The organism is Streptomyces sp. B6B3 (assembly GCF_039871525.1).
Lineage (GTDB): Bacteria > Actinomycetota > Actinomycetes > Streptomycetales > Streptomycetaceae > Streptomyces.
The window spans coordinates 41,571-66,513 of sequence record NZ_JBDPLU010000011.1 but is presented as its reverse complement, the minus strand read 5'-3'; the positions used below and the strand labels follow the sequence as shown (position 1 = coordinate 66,513).

General features: G+C 71.1%; 23 protein-coding genes. 15 read left to right on the top strand and 8 right to left on the bottom strand.

Annotated elements, in window-relative coordinates:
- Position 1 precedes the first annotated feature (1 nt).
- The 6 genes from ABGB06_RS22475 (at position 2) to ABGB06_RS22450 (ending at position 5,451) form a co-directional block, all read left to right on the top strand.
- Positions 2 to 799 (top strand): type III pantothenate kinase, encoded by a 798-nt coding sequence (locus tag ABGB06_RS22475; protein WP_347592170.1) that lies wholly within the window; start codon positions 2 to 4, stop codon positions 797 to 799.
- 102 nt (positions 800 to 901) lie between these two features.
- Positions 902 to 1,153 (top strand): hypothetical protein, encoded by a 252-nt coding sequence (locus ABGB06_RS22470; RefSeq protein WP_347592168.1) that lies wholly within the window; start codon positions 902 to 904, stop codon positions 1,151 to 1,153.
- A 47-nt stretch (positions 1,154 to 1,200) separates the two neighbouring features.
- Entirely contained in the window at positions 1,201 to 1,392 is a 192-nt protein-coding gene (locus ABGB06_RS22465) for a hypothetical protein (RefSeq protein ID WP_347592166.1), read from the top strand.
- Between the two features lie 37 nt (positions 1,393 to 1,429).
- Positions 1,430 to 1,834, top strand: a complete 405-nt coding sequence (locus ABGB06_RS22460) for a BlaI/MecI/CopY family transcriptional regulator (protein ID WP_347592164.1) — start codon at positions 1,430 to 1,432, stop codon at positions 1,832 to 1,834.
- A 239-nt stretch (positions 1,835 to 2,073) separates the two neighbouring features.
- On the top strand, positions 2,074 to 2,418 hold the full coding sequence (locus ABGB06_RS22455) for an Lsr2 family protein (protein WP_347592163.1): 345 nt from the start codon (positions 2,074 to 2,076) through the stop codon (positions 2,416 to 2,418).
- Between the two features lie 507 nt (positions 2,419 to 2,925).
- Positions 2,926 to 5,451 (top strand): ATP-dependent Clp protease ATP-binding subunit, encoded by a 2,526-nt coding sequence (locus tag ABGB06_RS22450; protein ID WP_347592161.1) that lies wholly within the window; start codon positions 2,926 to 2,928, stop codon positions 5,449 to 5,451.
- A 547-nt stretch (positions 5,452 to 5,998) separates the two neighbouring features.
- Here the strand turns inward: ABGB06_RS22450 and ABGB06_RS22445 are convergent.
- From ABGB06_RS22445 to ABGB06_RS22435, 3 genes are read right to left on the bottom strand one after another with little or no spacing between them, the layout of a single operon-like run.
- Positions 5,999 to 8,590: an NACHT domain-containing protein gene (locus ABGB06_RS22445; RefSeq protein ID WP_347592159.1), complete on the bottom strand. Its 2,592-nt coding sequence runs from the start codon at positions 8,588 to 8,590 to the stop codon at positions 5,999 to 6,001.
- A 25-nt stretch (positions 8,591 to 8,615) separates the two neighbouring features.
- Positions 8,616 to 11,741 (bottom strand): NACHT domain-containing protein, encoded by a 3,126-nt coding sequence (locus tag ABGB06_RS22440; protein ID WP_347592157.1) that lies wholly within the window; start codon positions 11,739 to 11,741, stop codon positions 8,616 to 8,618.
- A 54-nt stretch (positions 11,742 to 11,795) separates the two neighbouring features.
- Positions 11,796 to 12,044, bottom strand: a complete 249-nt coding sequence (locus ABGB06_RS22435) for a hypothetical protein (RefSeq protein ID WP_347592155.1) — start codon at positions 12,042 to 12,044, stop codon at positions 11,796 to 11,798.
- A gap of 165 nt (positions 12,045 to 12,209) precedes the next feature.
- Here ABGB06_RS22435 and ABGB06_RS22430 point away from each other — a divergent pair, with 165 nt between their 5' ends.
- Together ABGB06_RS22430 and ABGB06_RS22425 are read left to right on the top strand one after the other, a co-directional pair.
- Positions 12,210 to 13,019: a helix-turn-helix transcriptional regulator gene (locus ABGB06_RS22430; RefSeq protein WP_347592153.1), complete on the top strand. Its 810-nt coding sequence runs from the start codon at positions 12,210 to 12,212 to the stop codon at positions 13,017 to 13,019.
- On the top strand, positions 13,016 to 13,228 hold the full coding sequence (locus tag ABGB06_RS22425; RefSeq protein ID WP_347592151.1) for a DUF397 domain-containing protein: 213 nt from the start codon (positions 13,016 to 13,018) through the stop codon (positions 13,226 to 13,228). Before ABGB06_RS22430 ends, ABGB06_RS22425 begins: the two co-directional genes overlap by 4 nt.
- Here the strand turns inward: ABGB06_RS22425 and ABGB06_RS22420 are convergent.
- Positions 13,200 to 14,996, bottom strand: a complete 1,797-nt coding sequence (locus ABGB06_RS22420) for a P-loop NTPase fold protein (RefSeq protein WP_347592149.1) — start codon at positions 14,994 to 14,996, stop codon at positions 13,200 to 13,202. The two genes, ABGB06_RS22425 and ABGB06_RS22420, sit on opposite strands and share 29 nt — an antisense overlap.
- Positions 14,997 to 15,083: 87 nt before the next feature.
- On the opposite strand from ABGB06_RS22420, the gene ABGB06_RS22415 reads away from it, so the two are divergent.
- Positions 15,084 to 15,563: a hypothetical protein gene (locus ABGB06_RS22415; protein WP_347592147.1), complete on the top strand. Its 480-nt coding sequence runs from the start codon at positions 15,084 to 15,086 to the stop codon at positions 15,561 to 15,563.
- A 19-nt stretch (positions 15,564 to 15,582) separates the two neighbouring features.
- On the opposite strand, the gene ABGB06_RS22410 is transcribed toward ABGB06_RS22415, so the two are convergent.
- From ABGB06_RS22410 to ABGB06_RS22400, 3 genes are all read right to left on the bottom strand, one after another.
- Entirely contained in the window at positions 15,583 to 16,053 is a 471-nt protein-coding gene (locus tag ABGB06_RS22410; RefSeq protein WP_347592145.1) for a GNAT family N-acetyltransferase, read from the bottom strand.
- 153 nt (positions 16,054 to 16,206) lie between these two features.
- The gene (locus tag ABGB06_RS22405) at positions 16,207 to 16,758 is read right to left on the bottom strand and encodes an NUDIX domain-containing protein (protein ID WP_347592143.1); all 552 of its coding nucleotides are present in this window, start codon (positions 16,756 to 16,758) and stop codon (positions 16,207 to 16,209) included.
- Positions 16,759 to 17,140: 382 nt separating this feature from the next.
- Entirely contained in the window at positions 17,141 to 17,617 is a 477-nt protein-coding gene (locus ABGB06_RS22400; protein ID WP_347592141.1) for a prevent-host-death family protein, read from the bottom strand.
- A 161-nt stretch (positions 17,618 to 17,778) separates the two neighbouring features.
- On the opposite strand from ABGB06_RS22400, the gene ABGB06_RS22395 reads away from it, so the two are divergent.
- From ABGB06_RS22395 to ABGB06_RS22380, 4 genes are all read left to right on the top strand, one after another.
- Complete coding sequence (locus ABGB06_RS22395; RefSeq protein ID WP_347592139.1) at positions 17,779 to 18,384, top strand: dihydrofolate reductase family protein; 606 nt, start codon at positions 17,779 to 17,781, stop codon at positions 18,382 to 18,384.
- A gap of 90 nt (positions 18,385 to 18,474) precedes the next feature.
- Positions 18,475 to 18,627, top strand: coding sequence for a hypothetical protein (locus ABGB06_RS22390; RefSeq protein ID WP_347592137.1), 153 nt, complete (start codon positions 18,475 to 18,477; stop codon positions 18,625 to 18,627).
- A gap of 158 nt (positions 18,628 to 18,785) precedes the next feature.
- Positions 18,786 to 20,234, top strand: coding sequence for a pectate lyase (locus ABGB06_RS22385; RefSeq protein ID WP_347592135.1), 1,449 nt, complete (start codon positions 18,786 to 18,788; stop codon positions 20,232 to 20,234).
- Between the two features lie 26 nt (positions 20,235 to 20,260).
- A complete protein-coding gene (locus tag ABGB06_RS22380) occupies positions 20,261 to 20,869 on the top strand; it encodes an isochorismatase family protein (RefSeq protein WP_347592133.1) in 609 nt (202 codons plus the stop codon).
- Here ABGB06_RS22380 and ABGB06_RS22375 read toward each other — a convergent pair.
- The gene (locus ABGB06_RS22375) at positions 20,863 to 24,021 is read right to left on the bottom strand and encodes an NACHT domain-containing protein (protein ID WP_347592131.1); all 3,159 of its coding nucleotides are present in this window, start codon (positions 24,019 to 24,021) and stop codon (positions 20,863 to 20,865) included. The genes ABGB06_RS22380 and ABGB06_RS22375 overlap by 7 nt on opposite strands.
- A gap of 102 nt (positions 24,022 to 24,123) precedes the next feature.
- Between ABGB06_RS22375 and ABGB06_RS22370 the strand changes: the two genes are divergently transcribed.
- Positions 24,124 to 24,372, top strand: a complete 249-nt coding sequence (locus ABGB06_RS22370; protein WP_347592129.1) for a hypothetical protein — start codon at positions 24,124 to 24,126, stop codon at positions 24,370 to 24,372.
- Positions 24,373 to 24,395: 23 nt separating this feature from the next.
- Positions 24,396 to 24,929 (top strand): tetratricopeptide repeat protein, encoded by a 534-nt coding sequence (locus tag ABGB06_RS22365; protein WP_347592127.1) that lies wholly within the window; start codon positions 24,396 to 24,398, stop codon positions 24,927 to 24,929.
- Positions 24,930 to 24,943 lie beyond the last annotated feature (14 nt).

The following is a 24,943-nucleotide window of genomic DNA, read 5'->3' as shown; positions in this document are numbered from 1 at the left end:
CATGCTGCTCACCATCGACGTCGGCAACACCCACACCGTCCTCGGCCTCTTCGACGGCGACGAGATCGTCGAGCACTGGCGGGTCTCCACGGAGGCACGGCGCACCGCGGACGAGCTGGCCGTGCTGCTCCAGGGGCTGATGGGCATGCACCCGCTGCTCGGCGAGGAACTCGGCGACGGCATCGACGGCATCTCCATCTGCTCCACCGTCCCGTCCGTGCTGCACGAACTGCGCGAGGTGACCAGGCGCTACTACGGGGACATCCCGTCGGTCCTGGTCGAGCCGGGCGTGAAGACCGGCGTGCCGATCCTCACCGACAACCCCAAGGAGGTCGGCGCCGACCGGATCATCAACGCGGTGGCCGCGGTCGAGCTGTACGGCGGGCCCTGCATCGTGGTCGACTTCGGCACCGCCACCACCTACGACGCGGTCTCGGCGCGTGGCGAGTACGCGGGCGGCGCGATCGCGCCCGGCATCGAGATCTCGGTGGAGGCCCTGGGCCTGCGCGGCGCCCAGCTGCGCAAGGTGGAGCTGGCCAGACCCCGGCACGTGATCGGGAAGAACACCGTGGAGTCCATGCAGTCCGGCATCCTGTACGGCTTCGCCGGCCAGGTGGACGGCATGGTGGAGCGGATGTCGCGGGAGCTGGCGGACGATCCGGACGACGTGACGGTGATCGCCACGGGCGGGCTGGCGCCGATGGTGCTGCGCGAGTCCACGGTGATCGACGAGCACGAGCCCTGGCTGACGCTGGTGGGCCTGCGGCTGGTCTACGAGCGGAACGTGTCGCGCTCCTAGGCCCTTGTCCGGCGGACCGTGGGGGAGGGCGCCACGCCGGATTACCGGTGAATACCGACAGTTTGTCTGCTTACCACTTAATGTCGGTTTATGGTTACGTCCATGGGATCTTCTGGTGAGAACGGTGAGCAGCGGCCCCGCCCGGTGCCGACGCCGGCGGAGGTCTTCCCCCCGCACCGCAAGCGTCCGCCGGGACGCCCGCCGACGCCGCCGCGGAAGGAGCCCCGGGAGGATTCGGGCGAGTCCCGCGAGGCGGGCGAGCCCGGGAGCGCGGGGGGCGACCAGGGCGGCCAGCGGGACGAGCGCGCCGGCGAGGGTGGGAGCGGCGACGCCGCCGCGCGACCCGGTCGGTAGTCTGGTCGGCGGCTCCCGTCCGAGCACGCCCCAGGAGGCCGAGCACCATGGACTACCTCGCCGCACTTCTCCCGCCCGCCGTGATGGCCGTGGCCTTCACCTGGCTGATCGTGACGATCGTGCGGAGTCAGGGCGGGAGTAACAAGTACAAGGAGGACGCCGCCGTCGACGCGGCGATCGCGGCGCAGGCGGCCGAGGCCGTTCAGGAGTGGCGAACGGCTGACCCCAAACGCCGCTGATGTCCCTTTTTGTCGCTGCGCCGTTATTCTTCCTCCCGTGCCCCGACCATTGGGAGACCTGGAAGACGCGGTGATGACCCGCGTATGGGAGTGGAACCGTCCCGTGACCGTGCGGGAAGTTCTTGAGGATCTGCGGAGTGACCGCTCGATCGCGTATACGACCGTGATGACGGTCCTGGACAACCTCCATCAGAAGGGCTGGGTGCGCCGCGAACGTGCCGGCCGCGCCTATCGTTATGCGGCGGTGTCCACACGAGCCGCGTACTCGGCTGCTTTGATGAATGATGCATGGGCGGAGAGTGACAACCCGGCCGCAGCCCTGGTTGCTTTCTTCGGCATGATGTCGCCCGAGCAGACAGCCGCATTGCGCGACGCCCTGCGGGTCGTCGATCTCGGAGACGGGCAGCCCGCCGGGGCGCCTGAAGGGGAAGCCGAAGTCTGACTAGTCCGCCGTCGAAGACCGTCGGCGCCGAAGTCCGGCGCGACCGCATCGGCCACATTTCACGTCGCGGTTCGAAGCGCAGTTCTTACCCGGGGTGATTTGTCTGAATTGTCCCCCTCGGATCCTCTCTACTTCGAGCTAATCAACACCCAGGGTTTGTGTTTTCTCGGCCATGGCGGTTTGATTACTTCCGCAGTACACCTATTGGTATTCGGCGACTATGAATGAGGAGTAGCCCGGTGGCACAGAAGGTTCAGGTCCTTCTCCTCGATGACCTCAGCGGCGGCGAGGCCGACGAGACCGTTACGTTCGCGCTCGACGGCAAGTCTTACGAGATCGACCTCAACTCCGAAAACGCGGACAAGCTCCGCACCGCGTTGGAGCCCTATGTCAAGGCCGGCCGCCGCGCCGGTGGTAGCCGCGCCGCGCGCGGGCGGGGCCGGGCGGCCGCTCCCGCCGGGGGCGCCAGCAGCCAGGACACCGCGAAAATCCGCGCGTGGGCCAAGGAGAACGGTTACGAGGTCAACGACCGGGGGCGTGTTCCCGCCAACATCCGCGAGGCCTACGAGAAGGCCGGCGTCTGACACGCGCACCTGCCGGAGTCGCATCCGGCGAGCGGGCGCGGGGCCCAGCCGCTCCGTGCCCCCTCTACGGGGAGTCGCACCCATCGGGGCGGCTCCCCGAGGTGCGTCCGGGGGCCGACGCGCCACCCGGAAGCCTTACGTGATCCCCTGATCGCTCAAGGTCATGGCGTTCGCCCGTAGCGGATGCCGGCCGCGAGTAGGGCATGGAGTGTCAGCCTGGGAGGGTAGGAAGTCACTAATCGATACAGGGGGCGGTGCCATGCGGGCTGGGTGTGTCGACCAGGGGCGTTCGCCGACGGCGTAGCCATCTGGGGTGCCAACGCTTGGCCTGCGGGAACATCGTCTCGCACCATCGGGTTGTAACTGTCGTCGCCTGTTCGGGGCAAGGGGCCGGGGACAGGAGTAGACAGTTGGAATGAGCGGTCCCCCGTTGCGGGACTAAGCTGCGGAAGGACAGGGAGGGGACCGACCCCTTTCACTGCCTGACCGCTCTGAGGAGCGATAACGATGTTCGAGAGGTTCACCGACCGCGCGCGGCGGGTTGTCGTCCTGGCTCAGGAAGAAGCCCGGATGCTCAACCACAACTACATCGGCACCGAGCACATCCTCCTGGGCCTGATCCACGAGGGTGAGGGTGTCGCCGCTAAGGCCCTGGAGAGCCTCGGGATCTCGCTTGAGGCGGTCCGCCAGCAGGTCGAGGAGATCATCGGGCAGGGCCAGCAGGCCCCGTCCGGGCACATCCCCTTCACCCCCAGGGCCAAGAAGGTGCTGGAGCTGTCGCTCCGCGAGGCGCTCCAGCTCGGTCACAACTACATCGGCACCGAGCACATCCTGCTCGGCCTGATTCGCGAGGGCGAGGGCGTCGCCGCCCAGGTCCTGGTGAAGCTGGGCGCCGACCTGAACCGGGTGCGGCAGCAGGTCATCCAGCTGCTCTCCGGTTACTCCGGCGGCAAGGAGGCCGCCACCGCGGGCGCGCCCGCCGAGGGCACGCCGTCCACCTCCCTGGTGCTGGACCAGTTCGGCAGGAACCTGACCCAGGCCGCGCGCGAATCCAAGCTCGACCCGGTCATCGGGCGCGAGAAGGAGATCGAGCGGGTCATGCAGGTGCTGTCCCGCCGCACCAAGAACAACCCGGTCCTCATCGGCGAGCCCGGCGTCGGCAAGACCGCCGTCGTCGAGGGCCTGGCGCAGGCCATCGTCAAGGGCGAGGTGCCCGAGACCCTCAAGGACAAGCACCTCTACACCCTGGACCTCGGTGCCCTGGTCGCCGGCTCCCGGTACCGCGGCGACTTCGAGGAGCGCCTGAAGAAGGTGCTCAAGGAGATCCGCACCCGCGGCGACATCATCCTGTTCATCGACGAGCTGCACACCCTGGTCGGCGCGGGCGCCGCCGAGGGCGCGATCGACGCCGCCAGCATCCTGAAGCCGATGCTGGCCCGCGGCGAGCTGCAGACCATCGGCGCCACCACGCTCGACGAGTACCGCAAGTACCTGGAGAAGGACGCGGCCCTGGAGCGCCGCTTCCAGCCGATCCAGGTCGCCGAGCCGTCCCTGCCGCACACGATCGAGATCCTCAAGGGTCTCCGTGACCGGTACGAGGCGCACCACCGGGTGTCCATCACGGACTCCGCGCTGGTCGCGGCGGCCCAGCTGGCCGACCGGTACATCTCCGACCGCTTCCTGCCGGACAAGGCGATCGACCTGATCGACGAGGCCGGGTCCCGGATGCGTATCCGTCGCATGACGGCGCCGCCGGACCTGCGCGAGTTCGACGAGAAGATCGCCAACGTGCGCCGCGAGAAGGAGTCCGCGATCGACTCGCAGGACTTCGAGAAGGCCGCGTCGCTCCGCGACAAGGAGAAGCAGCTTCTCACCGCCAAGTCGCAGCGGGAGAAGGAGTGGAAGTCCGGCGACATGGACGTCGTCGCCGAGGTGGACGAGGAGCTGATCGCCGAGGTTCTGGCGGCATCCACGGGCATCCCGGTGTTCAAGCTGACGGAAGAGGAGTCCTCGCGTCTCCTGCGCATGGAGGACGAGCTGCACAAGCGCGTCATCGGCCAGGAGGACGCCATCAAGGCGCTTTCCCAGGCGATCCGGCGCACGCGTGCGGGCCTGAAGGACCCGAAGCGTCCGGGCGGCTCGTTCATCTTCGCCGGCCCTTCGGGCGTCGGGAAGACGGAGCTGTCGAAGACGCTCGCGGAATTCCTGTTCGGCGACGAGGACGCGCTCATCTCCCTCGACATGTCGGAGTTCGGAGAGAAGCACACGGTCTCCCGGCTCTTCGGTTCCCCGCCCGGATACGTGGGGTACGAGGAGGGCGGCCAGCTCACCGAGAAGGTGCGGCGTAAGCCGTTCTCGGTGGTCCTCTTCGACGAGGTCGAGAAGGCACACCCGGACATCTTCAACTCTCTGTTGCAGATCCTGGAGGACGGTCGTCTGACCGACAGCCAGGGCCGGGTCGTGGACTTCAAGAACACCGTCATCATCATGACGACGAACCTCGGCACGAAGGACATCTCCAAGGGCTTCAACATGGGCTTCGCCGTCGCCGGCGACGTCAACACCGGGTACGACCGGCTGAAGTCGAAGGTCAACGACGAGCTGAAGCAGCACTTCCGCCCGGAGTTCCTGAACCGTGTCGACGACACGGTGGTCTTCCACCAGCTCACCCAGGACGACATCATCAAGATCGTCGACCTGATGATCCACCAGGTGGACGAGCGGCTGAAGGACCGCGACATGGGCATCGAGCTCAGCGGGGACGCCAAGGAACTGCTCGCCAAGCACGGCTACGACCCGATCTTCGGCGCCCGGCCGCTGCGGCGGACGATCCAGCGGGAGATCGAGGACGTGCTGTCGGAGAAGATCCTCTTCGGCGAGCTGCGGGCCGGCCACATCGTGGTCGTCGGCACCGAGGGCGAGGGCAAGGACAAGGCCTTCACCTTCCGGGGTGAGGAGAAGTCCTCGCTGCCCGACGCTCCCCCGGTCGAACAGGCGGCCGGCGGCGGCCCCAACCTCTCCAAGGAGGCCTGAGGCTTCCCGCCCGCCCCCGCCACGCCCCCGCGGCCACCCGGCCGCGGGGGCGTCGCGCTGTGCGGCTCCCCGCCGCGAGGCCCTGCGGGCGGCTTCCCGCCGATCCGCGGCGCCGTCGTCACCGGCGGCGACCCCTCTCGGGGGAGGGCTCCTCGTCCTGCACGCCCGGCGCCGTCCGGATGTTCCGTCCACCGCCCGGCGCCCGGCCGCGCGGCGTGGTGCTGCGTGGCGGCTTTCCGGCGAGCCGCCGTGCGGGCTGCTTCGGCCGGTGACGCGGGACACCGCTCCGCGGCGCGCCGTCCCACGGACGTGAGGGCCTCCCGCCTCCCGTCCCGGCGTGTGCCCGCCTCAGCGGGCCCACGAGGGCGGAGCCCCGCGCCCGCGTGGGCGGAGCCACCGTTCGGATGTCGCGGGCAGGGAGCGTGGCGGCTCGCGGCGCAAGGGCTGCGCCACGAGCCCCTCCGCCGGGGCCCGGGGCGGAGCCCCGCGCCCCGTGGTGGGCCGCGGTCGTCCGGTTGCCGCGGGAAGCGGCGGGGCGGGGCGGGGACTACTCCCCGTCCCGCTCCACCCGCACGCCCGGCGGGACGCCGTGCACCGGTCCCACCGACCGTCCCAGCCGCAGCACCCGCAACCGGGGGAACCCCGTCAGCCAGTCCAGCGGCCGCGCCGCGTCGTACGCCAGCAGGTACAGGTGCGTCAGCCGCTCGGCGACCAGCCCGCCCTGACCGGTCAGCTGCTCCGGGCTCAGCCCCTCGGCCACCCGGATCCGCTCCCGCCCGCCCAGCGCCCGCAGGGCACGCAGCTCCTCCGGGTCGGTCACCGTGAAGTACAGCTCCGCCGGATCCAGGTGCGCGATCACCTCAGCGGCGTACCGTTCCGTGTCGAACCGCGGCCACGCCCCCGCCAGCTCCGCCCGCACCGCCAGCGAGCGGTGCCCCCGCAGCCGCGCCAGATAGTCGATCGCCGCGTCGTCCCGCACCCCCGACGCCGTCGCCGCCAGCAACAGCGCCTTGCGATCCGACACGCCCTCCGGGTCCGGCAGCAGCTCCAGCGCGATCGGCCCGATCCAGCCCAGCCCGCGCGCCGCCCCCACCGTGTCCGGCTGCACCAGGAACCGCGTCCGTTGCCGCACCCGGGCCCGCGCCTCCGGGCTCATCTCCGTCGCGTGCTCCACGCACGCCGCCGCCAGCAGCTTGCAGTACCGCGCCTCCGCCGGCCGCAGCCGCGGCTTCGCCGAGATCAGGCCCTCGATGAGCAGCGCGCACTCGTCCGGACGGGCCAGCGACACCGCCATCGTGATGACCTCGTCCCAGTCGGGGCGGTGCGCGTTGTTCACGAGAAAGGGGAAGTCGTGGCGCTCGACCGCCTCCTTGGCGCTCAGGTAGTCCTGGAAGGTGCGGTGCACGAAGTCCACCGTGTCGGCGGCCGGCATCCGCAGCAGGCCCGTGCGGTGCAGCAGATGGTCGAAGAGCTCCGCGCCCGCGCCCTGCGCCCCGGCGGACGGGATCGCCGGCAGGTGCTGGTCGATGATGTCCACGGCCGTCGCCCGGCTGAGCTCGGAGCGGTCGTTGAGCAGCATCCAGTGCGCCAGCTTCTGCAGCAGCCGCTCCTTCGCCTCCCGGTCCAGCACGATGCCGTCCGCGTCCACCTCCCGCTCCGGGTCGCGCCGCTCCAGCAGCATCGCCAGAGCGGCCTTGTAGAGGGCCTTACGGCCGCGCGGCAGGATGCCGGCGCGGTCCCGGTTCAGGGCGCAGATCAGCCCGCACATCAACGGGTTCGTGGCCAGCCGCCGCAGCTCCCTGATCAGCCGGACCGAGTGCAGCAGCCGCCGCTCGTACTCCGGCAGCCGCGCGTGGTCCCGGCCGGCGTCCGCCGCCGAGGCCGCGTGCCACATCCGGATGAACCGGGCCACCTGCTCGCGGTTCATCGGCGCCAGGCTCAGCTCGACGAAGCCCTCGGACGCCAGCCAGTCCTCCCGGACCGCGGAGGGGCGCGAGGTGAGCAGCCAGTAGTTCCCGGGGAACATCCGCAGCAGCTGCGTCAGCTGCCGGCGGATCGACTCCCGCCGCTCCGCCGGCGCCTCGTCGATGCCGTCCACCAGCAGCAGCCCGCGCCCGGCCCGCAGCACCCGAACGGCCCAGCCCGCCGGCTCCGACCCCGCCAGCGGATGCCGGGCGGCGGCCAGGAACTCCGCGGGCGCCGGCAGCTTCCGCTCCCCGAACCGCCGCACCGGCAGCACGAACGGGATCCGCCCGCGCAGCCGCCGTCCCAGCTCGCCCGGCAGGCTGCCCTCGGCGGCCGACACCGCCAGCCACTGCACCAGCGTCGTCTTGCCGGCGCCCGCGTTGCCGCGCAGCAGCACCCGTTCGGACTCCGCGCCGGCCAGCGCCTGGTCCACCGGCACCGGAACGGGCGGGTCGGGACCGTCGTCGGGCTGCTCCACGCCGAGGCCCAGGTAGGTGTCGGGGAGCGACCAGCTGTCGGGGGAGTTCGTGAAGTCGACGCCTACGATCGTCAGCTGGCCGTGCAGCCGCACCATGCTCGCGGCGTAGTCGCCCTCGAAGCCGGCGTCCGGGCTGGGCGCCGGCCGCTGGAGCTGCCGGATCAGCTCGTCCAGCCGCCGGCTCTGCTCGACCAGGGTCCGTTCGACGAACGTGGACCGCTGCGTGAAGAAGTTCAGCACGTGCAGGGCGGCGGTGTTGACCAGCCGGCCGTGGAAAAGCGCCGCGCCCGCCGACAGCTCCCGCGCGGCGTCCGGCGCCGCCTCCCGCAGCCGCCGCGCGAACGCCTCTGGCCCGAGCCCGACGGCCTGCACGTCGTCCATCTCCAGCGTGCCGAGCCCGTGCAGCGACCGCACCACGGCCCGGACGACGGCCTCCCGCTCGTCCTCGGCAAACGGCGGATCATGCCCACCCGCCGCCTCCTCACCCCGCCGCACCAGCTCCTTGGCGAGCTTGGCCATCCCGGCCTCACCGAGGGTCCGCCGCTCCCCCCGGAACGACACGAGGGCGGACAGCCGCACGGCCCGATCCGCCGCCACCAGCTCCGCCCCCGGCCCCTCCTGCCGGAACAGCCGCTTGATCAATGGCCCGACGATGCCGCTCGCTATCCGGAGAAAGGTGAACGGATTGGGATCCATTGGTCCGAGATTAGTCGAGGGGGCGTCAGTAGCGTGGTGCCAGTGAGCAGGTGAGGTCCAGATGCGGAGGCGCGTTGGTCAGTTCGCTCGGCTCACGGACGTGCACCGACCGGAGGTCCGGCAGCGAGGCCAACGGCGCGAAGTCCCGCGCGTCGTCGTTGAGCATGAGCGTCCGCAGCCCCGGAAGACCCTCAGCGAGGTGTTCCATGTCGCCCCGGGTGAACGTCGTGCCCTCCCGCTGGAACAACATGGCGTGTTCGATATGAGGCAGTCGACTTCCCTCCCACGCCAGACTGTGGAGTACCTCAGTATTCAGTGTGATACGGCGCAGGTTCGGCAGGTCGGCTACCCTCTCCCATTCCCCGCCCGCCAGCCCTCGTCCGCTCTCATGGACGTCGAGATGGTTCAGTTCCGGCCAGAACCCGATCCGGTCCAGGTCGGGCGTGTCCATCGGCAGTCTGAGGTGTTCCAGGGGAGAACGATAAGGCAGCTCCGACAGGAAGCGAACGGTGACGAAGGAACCGATGCGAAGCACTCGTAGCCCGGTGAGCTCGTCGAGGCCGATCATCCGCCATGGTTCCGTGTCGCTGTAGAGCGAGAGGTTCTCCAGCTGCAGCTCCCGCAGGGGCGTGAGGTCGACGATCCCGGGACAGCTGTCGAGGAGCAGCGAGGAGATGTCACCAAGATCGCCAAGAAAGGCGAGGTTGTCGAGCCGTCCGTTGTCTCGTAGCCGCAGCACGGAGACGCCGCGCCCCCGCAACGCGGCCAGGATGTCCTCCTCTGTGAAGTCGCCACGCATGTCCACGGCTGGCAAGTCGTCCAGGGTGGCCAGGCACGCCAACTCCTCTGGACTGGTGGCGGGGAGAGGCAGACGGGCGGTCCGGGGGAGGTGGGCGACGACGTCGTCGAAATAGCGACGGATGTCGAAGCGGTTCCAGGCTGTGGCCAGTCGGTCCTGCACCTTAGGGAACGGATGGTCGCGGAAGGCGCGGAGCCGGGTCAGCGCGGCGTCCGAGGCAATGCGGGAGGCGGCATAGACCACCGCCTCCGCCTCGTCGTCCGTGAGCGTCTCCGGGCCGGGAAGCAATTCGACGGCGATGGAGCCCAGCTGGGCCAGACTCCAGGCCTCGGCGTTGGTCATGGGTGGGATGAACTGAGCGGCTCGCTTGAGGATGGTCTGCCGCACCGTCGTCGCCAACTGCGTGGCGTGTTCCAGGCAGGCCATGGCCAGCAGGTGCAGGCGGATCCGGTATCGCTCTTCCCGGTCGCCGCGTTCGACGAGCTGTGTCAGCAGGTCGCCCCGCTGGATCGGCTGGGCGTGGGCCACGGCCATTCGCACCACGTCCTCCCACTGGTCCTCATGGGCCCGCTCGACCAGCATCGGGAAGTGCTGCCACTCCACGATCTCCCGGGCGCCGAGGTAGTCCTGGAAGGTGCGGTGAACGAAGTCCACGGCCCCGGGCCCCGGCTCGCGCAGCACGCCCGACCGCTCGAGCAGATGCCGGAGCACCTCGTGCGCGGAGCCAAGCTCCGCGCCGCGATGGATGAGCGGTAGTGCTCGATCGAGAACCGAGGTCGCCACGTCGGCGGTCATCTCCGACCTACCGTTGGTGATCAGCCAGAAGGCGAGCTTCTGGAGCAACGAGATCTGCGTCTCCGCGTCCAGCTCCACCCGACCGCGCGGCGGGTCAGGACGCTCCCGGTCGCGCCGCTCCAGCAGCATCGACAGCGCCGCGTCGTACAACGCCTTGCGCCCGTGTGGCAGGTGACCGTTCCGCTCCCGGTGCAGGGCGCAGATCATCGCGCACATCAGCGGGTTGGTCGCGAGCGTGCTGAGGTCGTTCCGCCGGTGCACGAGGTCCAGCAGGGCCCGTTCCACCTCATCTTTCACACCGGCTGCCCGATGCCAGCGGTGCACGAACGCCCGCACGTCGGCGCCGTTCATCGGCGCCAGCGAGTACTCCGCGAAGCCTTCCCTGGCCAGCCAGTCGTCCGGCACGGCGGACGGGCGGGCGGTGACCAACCACAGGCTGCCCGGGTAGGCGTTCTTCAGGCCGCGCAGCCAGCGTCGCGCGGCGTCGCGTTCGTTCTCCGGAATCTCGTCGATGCCGTCCACGAGCAGCAGCGCCCGGCCGGCCGTGAGGATCCTGTCCATCCAGCCGTCGGGCTGCCCGGCGGCTAGTGGGCAGTCCATGGCGGTCAGGAACCGGTCCGGCGTGGGCAGCCGGGCACCGTCCCGGGTCAGGGTGCGCAACGCCAGCACGAGCGGGACACGCCCGATCAGGTGCGTCATGCCCTCCCGAACGTCCGCACGCGCGGCTGTCACGGCCAGCCTCTGCACCAGCGTCGTCTTGCCCGACCCGGCCAGGCCGCGCAGCAGCACCCGCTCCTGCCCGCTGAGCGCCCGCTCCGCCCGCTGCGGCGCTGGCTCGTCGGCACGCTCCGGGTCCCGGCCGCGCACCTCCAGGCTGAGGTACGCGTCGTCGAGCGGCCACTCCCGCTCCTGGCGGAGGTCGAGACCGTAGATGGTGAGCCGGCCGTGCTCCTGCTGGACGTACGCGGCGTACCGGCTCTCGAAGGCGGCGTCCTCGGCGGACCGTAGCGGCACGCGTTCGAGCAGCAGATCCATCCGGGCGGTCAGGTCGTTGAGCTGCCGGCTCTGCTCGACGAGGGTGCGGGCGACGAACGTGGAGCGCTGGGTGAAGAAGTTCAGCACGTGCAGACAGGCCAACTCCAGCAGCCGGTCGTGCAGGTGTCTCGCGGCGGCGGACACGTACCGGTCGCCGCGCCGCTGGAGCCGCCGCGCTAGCTCCTCGTGCCCGAGCCGCACCGCTTGGACGTCGTCCATGTCCAGCTCGCCGAGACACATCAGGGAGCGGGCCAGCAGGCCGGCCGCCTCCCGCTGATGGTCGGGCGAGGGGGCGTCGTGCGGCCCCATCTCGCGGAGGGCCCGGTGGACCAGTTCCTCACTGAGCTTGTGCACATCTCGCTCGACCAGTTCGCGCTTTTCGGCCCCGAATGACACCAGCTTTGACAGCTTCACGGGCTGCTCCACGAGCCCGGCCCCCGCCCCGTCCTGCCGGAACAGCCGCTTGACCAACGGCACGAACGCACCCGACGCGACCCGCAGCCCGACTCCCCCAAAGTCCATGCCAGCCAGGGTAGATGCGGGCCGCCGAACGGCGCCGGGTTCGCGTGGGGTCAGTCACCCGTCACCTCTGCTCAGGCGGTTCGTCTCGCTCAGCCGGTTCGCCTCGCGGACCTTCCGCCGCAGCTCCCCGTCGGCCAAGGCGTCGACGAGTCGGCGGGCGTCGGCGACCGGGAGAGGTTGGATCACCACGGTGGGGCGGAGGCCGACCGTCGCCGGCTGGACGTTGGCGTCGATGCCGAGCGTCGCGAGCAGGTCGCGCAGCCGTGCCGCCGTGTCCTCCTGGGTGTGGCCGGTGCTTGTCATGAGGGGTGGCCTCCCGTTCGTCCGCTCTACGCGGCGTGCTGGCGCAGTCACTAGCTGAACAGGGAGCAGGTAGAATCGTCACCTTTGAACGGCGTTTCTTCACGTCGGGGGGCGAAGGCGTCGGACATCGCGTGCAGGGTGGGAGGTCAGCGGGTGGGGACGAGTGTGTCCGAGGAGAACTTGAACGACCTGGCGCACTTCGGTGTGGAGGTCAGGGAGGCCAGGAAGGGGCGGAAGCTCACGCAGCGGCAGTTGGGGAGGTCTGCCGGGAAGTACACCGAGAGCTACGTCAGCAAGGTTGAGGCTGGCGCGATTCTGTGCAGCGAGAGGTTCGCGTGCGGCTGCGATCTGGTCTTCACCACGAACGGGCTCTTCGCGCGCATGCGGGAGCGGATCGTGAAGCGCGGCGATCCTTCGTGGTTCCGGCCGTACGCCCGGATGGAGCGCGAGGCTGTTTCGATCCTCGACTACAGCGCGGGGCTGATCATGGGCCTGCTGCAGACCGCCGAATATGCAGAGGCCGTCTTCCGTGCCCAGAATCCGCGTCTGAGTGATGAGGAGGTGAGCGTGCGAGTCGCCTCTCGGCTGCGTCGTCGGGAGGTGATGTCCCGCGAGGTGCCCCCGCTCCTGTGGGTCATCCTGCACGAGAGCTGTCTCCGCACGAGAGTCGGAGGTGACGAGGTCATGGCCGAGCAGCTCAGGCACCTCCTGGCCGAGGTCCAGTCGCCTCACGTCACCGTCCAGGTGCTGCGCTTCGGCGCCACGCCCCCGGCGGCGGACAGCTTCACGCTGCTCCGGTTCAAGGACCGCAGCACGATGGCGTATGCCGACACCCTGATGTCCGGGCAGATGACCGATGAAATCGGGTCGGTCACCATGGCTGACGAAGTCTATGATCGGCTCAGAGCGGAGGCCCTGCCTCCTGCCGAATCCCTTGCCCTGATCGGCGAGTACGTGGAGGGCTACACCCGATGAGCGTCATATTCGACTTCTCACAACGGGAATGGGAGAAGTCCAGCTACAGCAATGGCAGCGGCGGCCAGTGCCTGGAGTTCGTCCGCAACGACTCCGGGCTCGTCCCGGTTCGGGACAGCAAGAATCCGACCACGGCCCTGGTGATCCCCGCCGCCGCCTGGTCCGCGTTCGTCGACGGCCTCAGGCACGTCGTTCCGCCGCGTTCGTGATCAGCCGCCACAGCTCACCGGGGTCTGCGGTCACCCCCAGCGCGCCCAATTCCCTGGCTCGTGTCACGCGAGCCGGGGTGACCCGGCCGGTGTAGAAGATCACGGGCCCGGTGTAGCGGTGCTCGTTCCTGAGGCGTTCGACGTTGGTGAATCCGGCCTCGGGATCCGTCCCCCGACCGATGTCGGAGATGACGAGGTCACGGCGTTCGAGGGCCAGGTACTCGTCCGCCGACGCTTCGTCACGAACGATGACCACGCTTGCCCCGACCGTGCGCAGGGCATGGGCCTCGCCCTCGACGCTGTCGGGGTTGTCGTCGATCCACAGGATGCGCAGGCCTCGCAGTTGTGGATGCGAGGGTCGTGGCCTGGCGGTCTCGTCCGGGACCGTTCGCCCCGCCGCCGCGCCGACGGGGGGCGAGATCGCTGAGGACAGGGGCTGCTGGCGCAGGCGCTGGATGAGATCCGCGGCGCCGGGTAGTTCCAGGAGGTCATCGACCAGCGAGGTGAACCCACGGTCGGCGGCCAGCGCTGGGAAGACCTCTGGAAGCTGCGATTCCAACTCCTCCAGGTTCTCGGCCCACGTCTCGGGGTCCGTGGACGACGGCGGCCGCACCTCGTGGTCGGCGAAGAAGCGCACGACGCCCGCCTTCCCGAAGTCCGGTTCCGCGAGCTGCCGCAGGACGCGCCGGACTTCGCGGTAGGCGACGAACTCGGTGAGCACGTCTCCGTACCCGGCGCCGCCGCCGGCCATCATCCGGTAGAACTCCGGGTACAGATGCTGGAGCAGTAAGGTCCGGACCACGGCATCCACGGCCCGGGCGCCCACGCCTCGCCACACGGGGTTGAGGCTCACCTCCAGGACGAGGCCGTTGATGAGTTTCTTGATGCGGCGCGGGTTGCGTTCGCTGCGCTCGGCGATGAGTGAGACGAGGTTCGTGTTGAGCAGCGCGTGGATGCCGGAGTCGTGTGCGCAGCGACGGACGAAGTGCTCGATGCCCATCTCGTCCGGCACGGGGATGCGGTAGCTGGTCTGGAAGATCTTCTCCATGAACGCCGAGCCCGCCGGGGACAGGTCGCTCAGCAGGCCGTTGGCGGCCAGCGCCGACCGGTCGCAGCCGATGACGAACGCCAGCCCCGGCACGTCCAGGTAGACCTTCACCGCCTCGCACACGGCGAGCACGGTCTCGGCGGAGCACCGGTCCAGGTCGTCGACGAACACCACCAGCAGTCGGCGCGTCCCGGAGGCGCCCGACCGCGCCCACTCCTGGGCGAGTTGCCTGAGCGCGTCGCGCATCTCGTTGCGCCGCTGCGGGTCCTCGGAGAGGTTCCGCCACAGCTCGTCCACCGTCCCAGCCGCCCCGAGCGGGCCAGCCACCAGTGTGGACAGGGCGCGAGCGAGCCCGACCAGGGCCGTGTTCTCGGAGACCCGGCGCAGGGCCCGGCGCAGGATGCGGCGGTCGAAGCGCAGCAGTACGGACTTGATCAGCCCTTCCAGCACGTCCCCGCCGGTGGAGGTCCAGGCGTTGTACCAGACGGTCTGGGTCTCCGGGGCCCGTCTCAGGTGCGCGTCGACGAGCCGCATCAGGCTGCTCTTGCCCGTGCCCCAGCCGGCGTCCACCGCCAGCGTGAAGGGTGTCGCCTCCCGGGAGGCGAGCAGCAGGCCGGCGAGTTGGTCCGCCACGCGGCCGGCGCCCAGCAGATCGGAGGTGGCGTCGCCGACCGGTTCGTCGTTCAGTAACGAGACCCGCTGTGCCTCCGGCTCGGTCATGGCCGCCCCCGTCCCCCGCGTGCCGACGAAACGTGGCCCATCGTAGGGCCGGGTGTGCGGAGTGAGGGGTGGCCTAGGATCCGCTGCATGGACTGGGGGACGCTGATCGGGACGGCGCTCGGTGCCGTGGTCGGGGTGGGGTCCGCCGTGGTGGCCGAGCGGTCGCGGTGGAAGCGGGAGTTCGTCACGCGCGAGCGGGCCGTCCGGCGGGAGCTCTACGGCGAGTACCTCGCCGCCTTGTCCCGCACCCGTAACGAGCTGCGGAGCGTGGCGCGGTCGCCGTCCACGCCGGCCGCCGAGCGGGCCCGGCTGGCGAGCGAGAGCTTCCGTTCCGGCGGCGCGTACGAGCTGCGCTACCAGATGGCGATCACCGCGCCGGAGTCCGTGGCCGGGCCGTCCGAGCGGGCGCTGCTCGCGTTGCGCACCCTGAACGACCGGCTCGAAGCCGGCGACGACCACACCGACGCGACCTGGTCCGACGCCCACGAGGCGTTCACGGAGGCGTTGGCCGCCCTCCGCACCGCGATGCGCGCCGATCTCGGCACCGACACGGGAGGGGACGGCTAGGGCGCCCAGCGCCCGGGTCTCACTCCAGGGTCAGCGCCACCTCGTCGATCTCGTCGCCGCGCGCCTGCGCGAAGATCCGGCCGCGCCCGGTGATGGTGAAGCCGCACTTCTCCAGCACCCGAAGGGAGCCGGCGTTGTCCGCCGCCGCGTGTGCGTGCAGTGGCCGCGCCGGCTCCAGAGCGATGAGCTCTCTCAGCGCCGCACTGGCAACCCCGCGCCCCCAGTACGCGGAAGCGATCCAGTAGGTGACCTCGCGCTCGTCGGGCGGCCCGAACACCGCCGCATGCCCGGCCACCGCGTCGTCCGCCAGCACGGTCCGCACCGTGACCGCGGAATTGGCACGCACCTTCGCCCAATGCGCGTCGAACAACTCTCGGTCGTAGTGGTACGTGCGGGTGACCGCGGCCATTCGCTGTGCTGTCGGTTCACTGATGTGCGCCCAGAAGAGGGCCACGTCGCTGTCCAACACCTCGCGCAGAGTGATCTTCATATCGCCTGGCCCTCCGCTGACTGCCGCCGCTCGCTCCGTCGAACCTACCGGCGATGAGTTTCGCCGTCGGCTCCGGTTCGCCGGCCTGACGGACCGTCTCCACCTGACGCCGGGCGCGGTGACCGTCTTCCGTTCGGGGAACGTCCTGCTGCGCTACCGCCCACCCGGCCGCGACGAGGCGTAGCCGGGCGGTGGGGTCACGTCCGGTTCGGCGTCCTCGTCGAAACGGCCCAGGAAACGCGGACCGGCGCCGCTGGCCGGGCCGACGCTCAGCAGATCGTTGAGCAGCTGCCCGACGCCCCTGGGCCGCACCGTCTCCGCGGTGGTCGCCAGAGCGCCGCGCGACCACCAGCGGTGGCCGTGGCACGCCTCCACCTGCTCGAACCGCATCGCGGCCGCCTCCTCGGGCAGCACCCGGACCGGCCGGTACTCCTCGTACTGGTCGAAGCGGTGGCCGTCGACCGTGAAGAGCGCCTCCCGCGTCCAGACGACGGGCCCCAGCCGGTGCGCCGGCAGGCGCAGGCCCGTCTCCTCGCGCACCTCCCGCAGCGCCGCCGTCACGTAGTCCTCCCCGGCCTCGACGCCTCCGCCCACGGTGAACCACCACCGTGCCCCGGGAGCGCGCGGGTCGCGCCCGCACAGCAGGAGCAGCCGGTCGTCCTCGTCGAGCATCAGGAGCCGGGAGGTCCGTCGCCGCGTCACCATGCCCAACGACCCTACGCGCGCTCTGGCGTCACCTGTCCGTCGACCTGGGGTGTCGGGGCGAGGCGAACGTGATCCAGAGCGTGTGCTTGTCCTCGTCCAGCGCGTACCAGACAGCGGCCGCCGGCGGTCACCTCGAACTGGTACTGCGGTAGGGCACGCCCGCCGACTCGGGCGCTGGCCAGGTCCCCGCGCAGCGGGTGGTGCCGTCCCGTACGCGAGGCCGGGTGCGGGCCGGCGCGAAGACGGTCGAAGCAGTCCCGGGTGTTGCTCGCGGCCTGGCGGCAGAGTTCTTCCCAGCCGGTGGCCGCTGCCTGACTGGCGAAGCGCACGTCCCATTCATCGTGGACGGGTGGTGGTGAGACCCGGTCCCCCCTCTTGGGCGTCACGCAGTCTCCTCCGCAGGCGTCACCGGCGGAAGGTCGGGGTCAGGCTCAAAGCTCTGGCTGAGCTGGGCGTGCAGTTCGGGGTCGGAGTGGATCTCCGCCGTGTGCTTCCATTCCACGATCACCTGGTGCAGCGCCGTGAAGCGCTGGATCTCGGCGCAGGCTCGTGCGGTCTCGACGAACTCGACCAGGAACTCGCGCACCGCGTCCTCTGGGAGGAACCGCACCCAGGGGAAGATTTCCGGCAGCGTCAGCAGCAGGCCACGCGCCGCCTCGTCCCGCTTGACGAGCGCGGCGAACGTGCGTGTCAGCAGGTCAGCGTCGTCGCTCTGCGCCCTGTCCCTGCCCGCGGTGGTCAGTATGAGGTCCTCGGCACCACGTCTCGCCAGTCGCACGGCGTCGTTCGTGGCCAGCTCCGCCGTGACCTGGTTCGGCTGCTGTAGGAGCTTCGACCAGGGGACGGTGACGGTAGTCATACTCTGAGTGTGCTTTGAAGTAGTTAGCAAGTCAAGCGGCACTCTGTCTCGGCTGGCCCGACCTTCGTTGCCGGCCGGTTCTGCCCGCGGCGGGCCGATGAGATCGCGCGGGGCGGCGGGTCTACCCGTCAGGTAGGGCTCGTCAGGTGTGGAGGTCGGTCATGGGACAGGTTGTCGTGGACATCACGGTGTCGGTGGACGGGTACGTCACGGCTCCGGGGGCGGATCTGGAGCACGGGCTCGGGGTGGGGGGTGAGCCGCTGCACGACTGGGTGATGGACGGGACGGACGCCGACCGTCGGGTGCTGGACACGGCGTTCCACGGCACGGGCGCCGTCGTGATGGGGCGCCGGCTCTTCGACATCGTCGACGGGCCGCACGGCTGGCGCGACGACCTGGGGTACGGCGGCGAGCAGGACCAGTCGAACCCGCCGCCGTACTTCGTCGTCACCCACCGGGCGCCGGAGACGATGCGGCTCAGGGGCGACTTCACCTTCGTCACCGACGGCGTGGCGGCCGCCGTGCGGCAGGCCAGGGCCGCCGCCGGCGAGAAGACGGTCGTGGTGATGGGCGGTGCCGACGTGTGCACCCAGGTCGTGGACGCGGGCCTGGCCGACGTGGTCCACCTGCACGTCGCGCCGCTCCTCCTCGGCGGCGGCACCCGGCTCTTCGACCACCTGCCGAATGCGCCGGTCTCCCTGCGGATCGCCGACGTGGTCAGCACCCCGCACGCGACCCACATCAGCTACGAGGTGCGCAACCGCTAGCCGAGCGAGGCCGTGTCGCGGCCAGCGCGCCCGCCGGCGTAAGAATCGGCGTTCCCGAGGCACAGGTCCCTGCGACAGGAGGGCCTTCGGGTGCCGACGGATCGCGACCGGACCGAGTGGTTCGAGGAGACGTACGACGCGACGCGGCACGCCGTGGCCGGCACCCTGCGCCGCACCACGGCCGAGCGGAGGCGGACGGCGGCCGAGCGGGAGGCGGTGCGACTCGTCGCCGGGGGGCCGTGACGGTGGGGGCCGCGGGGGTCTGGGGCGGGCTCCAGGGCGTCGGGGCGTCGGGCGGCGGGACCGACGCGGCGGGTCGGCAACCTTTCCCGCGGTGGCGGCGACGAACGGGATGAGGAGTAACACCGGCCGCCGTGAGGCGTGGAAGGGAGCGGTTCGCTGTGCACAGGCTCTGGGCACGGAGTTCGCTGACGTTCGCCCTCGCGGTGGTCGGGGCGGTCGGTCTGGGCGGGGTGGTCGACACCGGGGCCGCCCAGGCCGCCGCCGATCCCTGGCAGGACGAGCCGATCGGCTGGGCCACGGCGAACGGCGGCACCACGGGCGGCGCGGGCGCCGCCGAGGACGCCGTACACGTCGTGGACACCCGTGCGGAACTCGTCACCGCGCTGGACAACGGCGGGTCCCCGGACGAGCCCAAGATCATCTACGTCGACGGCGCGATCCACGGCAACGAGACCGACGACGGCGAGCTGCTCGACGACCAGGACTACGCGCCCGGCTGGGACCTCGACCGCTACATGGCCTGCTTCGGGCCCGATGGCACGGAGTGGAGCGACGACCGGCACGAGTGGTGCGAGGAACAGGCCGCGTTGCGGGTCGACGGCTCGGGAGCGCAGAAGCAGCAGATCCAGCTGGAGGTGCCGAGCAACACCACGCTGGTCGGCATCGGCGACGACGCCCAACTGCTCGGCGTCTACCTGTCCGTCCGGCTCGGCCAGAACATCGTCGTGCGCAACCTCGAACTGGAGGCGCCCACCGACCACTTTCCCTCCTGGGACCCGTGGGACGGCGACAACGGCTCGTGGAACGCCCGGTTCGACGCGCTGTCGATCGTGACCGGATCGAACATCTGGATCGACCACTGCACCTTCACGGACGGACGGTTCCCGAACAGCGAGGCGCCCGAGGGCTTCCACGGCGAGCCGGTGGAGCGGCACGACGGGCTGCTGGACATCGAGGACGGCACGGACTACGTCACCGTCTCGTACAGCGAGTTCGTCGACCACGCCAAGACGGCGCTGATCGGCTCGGGCGACGGACAGGGCGACAAGGACCGGGGCCACCTCAAGGTCACCCTCCACCACAACCTCTTCGACGACAGCGCCCAGCGCAGCCCGCGGGTCCGCTTCGGCCCGGTCCACTCGTTCAACAACTACTTCACCGGCAGCACCGACGACCCCGACTATCCGATGGTCAGCGAGGAACTCGGCGGCAGCGACTACTTCCTCGGCATGGGCCTGGAGTCGATGATCGTGTCGGAGTACAACGCCTTCGAGTACGCCGGCGAGGGCGCCAGCGCCGACATCGTGCTGGACAACCTGAACGGCCACCAGTTCCGCGACTCGGGATCCTGGTTCAACGGCGATCCGGTGGACGTCAGCGCCGTCGCGGAGCGGAAGTTCGAGGCGGCCTCGGCCGAGGCGATCGCGGCGGCCGAGCAGGCCGGCACCGAACCGCCGGCGTGGGCGCTGGAGGAGTTCACCACGGACGTGGGCTGGGACCCGGCCGCGGAGTACGCCTACCAGCCGCAGACCACCTCGGCGGACGAGGTCCGCGACACCGTGCTGGCCGAGGCGGGCGCCGGGGTGCTGCCGATCACGGAGCCCTGACGCCGGCGCGATGTGATGATGTCGGGATGGCACGAAACGAGCGGGCGGCCGAGGCCCTGATCATCGTCGACGCGCAGGTGGCGTTCGTCGTGGGCGTCACGGGCGCGGCGGAGCACGATCCTGTCCCGGGCGCGGAGGCGCTCCTGGAACGGCTCGGCGAGCTGCGCGCGCGGGCGCGGCAGGCGCGGGCGCTGGTGGTGCAGCTGCAGAACGACGGCCCGCTCGGCGCGCCCGACGAGCCGAACACGCCCGGGTGGGACCTGGGCCTGCCGGCCGAGGAGGGTCCCGACGAGGTCGTGGTCCGCAAGACCGCCGACGACGGTTTCCAGGGCACGGGCCTGGCGGAGCTGCTGGCCGCGCGCGGCGTGCGCCGGCTCGCGATCTGCGGCGTGATGTCCGACATGTGCGTCGCCGCGACCGCCCGCGGCGCCCTGGCCCGTGGCTTCGAGGTGCTGCTGCCGCACGACGCGCACGGCACCTACGATGTCCCGGCCGCACCGGAGCTCGACGAGCCGCCCGTCCCGGCCCGCACCGTCTCCCGGGTGGCGGAGTGGTCCCTCGGCGACCAGATCGAGCTCGTACGGCGGGCGGCGGACGTGGCGTTCGAGCCGGCCGCGATCCCAGACGGTCAGTAGCGGCTGATCGGGGGGACCGTGACGGCGACATGCTCCGGCAGCCGTTCGGCGTTCGTGTCTCCTTCGCCCAGCACTCGCACCTCGCGCAGTTCGTCGAGCGACGCCAGCGGCGTCAGGTCGGTGAACGAGATGCGTGGCGCGTTGAGCGTCACCCGTCGTAGCCCCGGGAAGATTCTCGGCACATCGGACAGGTCGGCGTCGCCGCGGCGCGTCGTGGCGTGGAGAGTCTCCAGTTCAGGCAGCGCCTCGCCGTGCGTGGCCAGCGCGCGGAGCTGAGCCGGGTTGAGGGTGAGCTCCGCGAGGTGGGGAAGCTCCGCGACGGCGCGCCAGTCCGCCGCGCCCGGCACGTGCTCCAGTCGCTGAAGGCCCAGATGACGCAACGAGGGCCAGTCGTCGAGCCCGGTCAGCTTCCTGGTCTGCGGCGGAAGGTGGAGTCCGGTCAGCGGGGCAGCTACGGGAAGGAAGTTCAGATCATCACCGAAGGCGCCACTGACCAGGTCGAGCGAGTGCAGTCCCGGCAACGCGTCGAGGCCGGAGAGGTCGCGCAGCCCCACGTTGTCCGTGAGGCGCAGCCGATGCAGCGGCAGTCCGACGAGTGGTGACAGGTCAGAGACCAGCGGGACGTCGGAGAGATGCAGGATGCCGAGGGCTGGGAAGGACTGGAGAAAGCCGACGCTCGCGACGCGGTGGTTCCACAGCAGGGCCACGGAGGTGAGGGGCTTCCCCTCCAGAGCCGCCGCGATGTCATCCACAGCATGGTGGCCGTGCAGCCACACGAAGGGATGGCCCGGCAGGTTCCGGAGCAGGCGGAGCTGCTCCGGCGTCTGCGCGGACAGGCAGGAGCCGGATTCCACCGGCAACTGGGCGAGCACCTCCGCCATGTAGCGGGCCGGGTCGACGTCGGGCCATCGCAGCGCGAGGTGTTCGCGCACCACGAAGGACGGATGCCGGCTGAACCCCGCGAGTCGGGCGACGGCGGCATCCGTCCCGATCTGGAGCGTGGTCTGCACCACGGCGCCTGCCTCGTCGTCCGTCAGCCCGTCTGGTCCCGGCAGCAGCTCCAGCACGATCGGGCCGAGTGCGGCGAGCGCCACCGACTCCCTCGTCGTCCGGGGCGGCAGCACGGCCGCCGCCCGCCGTTCCACCGCCTCCCGCACCTCCGGCTCCAGCCGCGTCGCGTGCTCCAGACAGGCCATCGCCAGCAGGTGGAGCCGGACGCGGTGTTTCGCGTGACGGTCGCCACGTTCGACCAGGGCCGTGAGCAGCGACGCCCGCTCGTCGGGGCGGGCGTGGGCCACCGCCATCCGGATCACGTCTTCCCACTGGTCCAGATGCGCGTTGTCCACCAGCAGCGGCAGGTCGCGCTCCTCCACCGCCTCCAACGCACCCAGGTAGTCCTGGAAGGTGCGGTGCACGAACTCCACCGCGCCGGGGCCCGGCTCGCGCAGTAGGCCGGAGCGTTCCACCAGGTGGCGCAGCACCGCCGCTGGCGTGCCCTGGTCCGCCACGAACCGCATCGAGGGCAGCACCCGGGCGAGCAGGTCGTGCGCCACCTCCTGGTCCAGCTCGGCGCGGCCGTTGCGGATCAGCCAGTACGCCAGCTTCTGCAGCAGCAGCGTCTGGGCCTCCGCGTCCAGCTCCAGGTCGCCCGGGTCCACGCCCCGCTCCCGGTCGCGGCGTTCCAGGAGCATCAGCAGCGCCGCGTCGTACAGCGCCTTCCGGCCGCGCGGCAGATAGCCGCGGCGCTCCCGGTGCAGGGCGCAGATCAGGCCGCACATGAGCGGGTTGGTGGCCAGCCGGCCCAGGTCCGGCTTGGTGCGGATCGCGTCCAGCAGCGCCGTCTCGTCCGGGCCCTCGGCGTCCGAAACGCCCGCCGCCCGGTGCCAGCGGTGCACGAACGCCGCGACGTCGTCCCCGCCCATCCGGGCCAGCGACAGCTCCGCGAAGCCGTCGCGGGCCAGCCAGTCGTCGCGGACGGCGGACGGGCGGGCGGTGACCAGGCACGGATTGCCGGGGTAGGCGGCGAGCAGCTCACGCAGCCAGCGGCGGGCCGGCTCCCGTTCCGGCTCGGGGATCTCGTCGATGCCGTCGATCAGCAGCACGCCGCGCCCCGCGGCCAGCACCCGGTCCGGCCAGCCGGTCGGCTGCGCGCCCGCGATCGGGCAGGACACGGCCGACAGGAACGCGTCGGGCGCCGGTAGCTCCCGGCCGCCGCGGGTGAGCGTGCGCAGCGGCAGCACGAACGGCACCCGGCCCAGCAGGTGGGTCTGGCCGCCGTCGAGGGTGTCTTGCCGGGCGGTGGTGATGGCCAGCCACTGGACCAGCGTCGTCTTGCCCGAGCCCGCCTCGCCGCGCAGCAGCACCCGTTCCCGGCCGGCCAGCGCCCGTTCCGCCGGTTCCGGCTGGGGCGCGCCCCGGGGCGCGTCGGGGTCCGCGCCGGCGTGCACGTTCGGCTCGCGCTCCGTGGCCTGGAGCGTGAGGTACGCGGCGTTCAGCGGCCATTCCCGGGCCGCGTGCAGGTCGACGCCGTAGATGGTCAGCTGGCTGTGCCGGTTCAGGACGTAGCGGGCGTAGCGGCCCTCGAAGGTGGTGTCGGCGGCCGACAGCGGCGGCACCCGCTCCACCAGCAGGTCGACGCGCCGGACCAGCTCGTCGAGCTGCCGGGTCTGCTCCACCAGGGTGCGGGCGACGAACGTGGACCGCTGGGTGAAGAAGTTCAGGATGTGCACGCAGACGCTGTGCAGCAGCGACTGGTAGAGCGCGTCCGCCGCCGCGGAGAGGTGCGCCGGGTACACCAGGCGCTCCGCCAGGCCCCAGGCGCCGAGCCGGACCGCCTGCACGTCGTCCATGGTCAGTGTCCCGAGGGTGCCGAACGAGGCGGCGAGGGCGTCCGCCACCTCCCGCTGCTCCTCGGTGCCGGGAGCGTCGTGCGGGCCGGCGGCGCGCACCGCGCGGGCCACCAGCTCGGTGCTCAGCCTCCGCAGGTCGTCGTCGCTCAGCGTCCGCTGTTCGCCCCGGAACGTGACCAGCGCGGAGATCCGGACCGGCCGGTCCACCAGTCCTGCGCCCGGTCCCTCGGGCCGGAAGAGCCGCTTGACCAGCGGTACGACGGCGCTGGACGCGAGCCGCAGCCCGATGCCCCCCATCTCCATGACGTCAGCGTAGGACAACGGGCCCACGCGCCGGGCGCGTTCGCCGCTGCGGTCGCGGAGTCGGGGAGGGCCGCGCAGGATGGGGAGGGAGGTGAGTGGCCGATGCGGCACCAGATACGCGCCGAGTACGCGGACACCGAGACGCGCGCGGAGGACGACCCGGGGCGGCGCGGCCGTGACGAGGGCCCCGCGGTGAAGACCTGGCACATGGTGCGCGAGGACGAGCCGGCGGCGATGTGCGGGCGGGCGTTGACGCCCGACGCCGCGGTGCTGTCCGAGGAGGAGTGGGGCCGCACCGACGAGTCGTTCTGCCACACCTGCGGCGCCCTCTACCTGCGCGAGGTGCCCTGACCGGGCTTTGTCATACTGCGCCGATGACCGCAGAGAACACCATGGGTCCCGGGGACAGGGCCGGGGACAGGGCCGACTGGGAGCGCCGCGTCGTGGAGCTGTGGGACTCCCTCGACGACGACACTGACGAGGCCGCGTTCCGCGCCGCCATGGCCGGGCTGGTCGCCGAGCTGCCGGCGGACGATCCGGTGGGGCACTTCGAGATGGCCTCGGCCTACGACTCGACGGGCGGCGAGGCGGAGGCGGCCGAGCACTACCGGCGGGCGCTGGACGGCGGCCTGGGGGACGTCGACCCGTACCGGCGGAGCCGCACCGCCGTGCAGTACGCCAGCACCCTGCGCAACCTCGGCCGCGTCGAGGAGGGCATCGCGCTGCTCCGGGCGGAGCCGCCGGGCGGCGAGCTGGGCGACGCGGTGGCCGCGGTGCTGGCGCTGTCGCTGACCGACGCGGGGCGGGAGCGGGAGGCCGTGGTCCTGCTGCTGCACGCGCTGAGCGACCACCTGCCGCGCTACCAGCGCTCCATGCACCGTTACGCGGACGCGCTGCTCGCCGACTGACCGGCGGGTGCGGG

Bases quoted from the DNA above. Each gene is read 5' to 3' on its own strand.
- ABGB06_RS22405 (WP_347592143.1), bottom strand. From the start codon at position 16,758: ATGGTGACGCGGCGACGGACCTCCCGGCTCCTGATGCTCGACGAGGAC.
- ABGB06_RS22410 (WP_347592145.1), bottom strand. From the start codon at position 16,053: ATGAAGATCACTCTGCGCGAGGTGTTGGACAGCGACGTGGCCCTCTTC.
- ABGB06_RS22475 (WP_347592170.1), top strand. From the start codon at position 2: ATGCTGCTCACCATCGACGTCGGCAACACCCACACCGTCCTCGGCCTC.
- ABGB06_RS22380 (WP_347592133.1), top strand. From the start codon at position 20,261: ATGGCACGAAACGAGCGGGCGGCCGAGGCCCTGATCATCGTCGACGCG.
- ABGB06_RS22470 (WP_347592168.1), top strand. From the start codon at position 902: ATGGGATCTTCTGGTGAGAACGGTGAGCAGCGGCCCCGCCCGGTGCCG.
- ABGB06_RS22440 (WP_347592157.1), bottom strand. From the start codon at position 11,741: ATGGACTTTGGGGGAGTCGGGCTGCGGGTCGCGTCGGGTGCGTTCGTG.
- ABGB06_RS22370 (WP_347592129.1), top strand. From the start codon at position 24,124: ATGCGGCACCAGATACGCGCCGAGTACGCGGACACCGAGACGCGCGCG.
- ABGB06_RS22415 (WP_347592147.1), top strand. From the start codon at position 15,084: ATGGACTGGGGGACGCTGATCGGGACGGCGCTCGGTGCCGTGGTCGGG.
- ABGB06_RS22365 (WP_347592127.1), top strand. From the start codon at position 24,396: ATGACCGCAGAGAACACCATGGGTCCCGGGGACAGGGCCGGGGACAGG.
- ABGB06_RS22435 (WP_347592155.1), bottom strand. From the start codon at position 12,044: ATGACAAGCACCGGCCACACCCAGGAGGACACGGCGGCACGGCTGCGC.
- ABGB06_RS22395 (WP_347592139.1), top strand. From the start codon at position 17,779: ATGGGACAGGTTGTCGTGGACATCACGGTGTCGGTGGACGGGTACGTC.
- ABGB06_RS22445 (WP_347592159.1), bottom strand. From the start codon at position 8,590: ATGGATCCCAATCCGTTCACCTTTCTCCGGATAGCGAGCGGCATCGTC.
- ABGB06_RS22450 (WP_347592161.1), top strand. From the start codon at position 2,926: ATGTTCGAGAGGTTCACCGACCGCGCGCGGCGGGTTGTCGTCCTGGCT.
- ABGB06_RS22375 (WP_347592131.1), bottom strand. From the start codon at position 24,021: ATGGAGATGGGGGGCATCGGGCTGCGGCTCGCGTCCAGCGCCGTCGTA.
- ABGB06_RS22400 (WP_347592141.1), bottom strand. From the start codon at position 17,617: ATGACTACCGTCACCGTCCCCTGGTCGAAGCTCCTACAGCAGCCGAAC.
- ABGB06_RS22465 (WP_347592166.1), top strand. From the start codon at position 1,201: ATGGACTACCTCGCCGCACTTCTCCCGCCCGCCGTGATGGCCGTGGCC.
- ABGB06_RS22425 (WP_347592151.1), top strand. From the start codon at position 13,016: ATGAGCGTCATATTCGACTTCTCACAACGGGAATGGGAGAAGTCCAGC.
- ABGB06_RS22420 (WP_347592149.1), bottom strand. From the start codon at position 14,996: ATGACCGAGCCGGAGGCACAGCGGGTCTCGTTACTGAACGACGAACCG.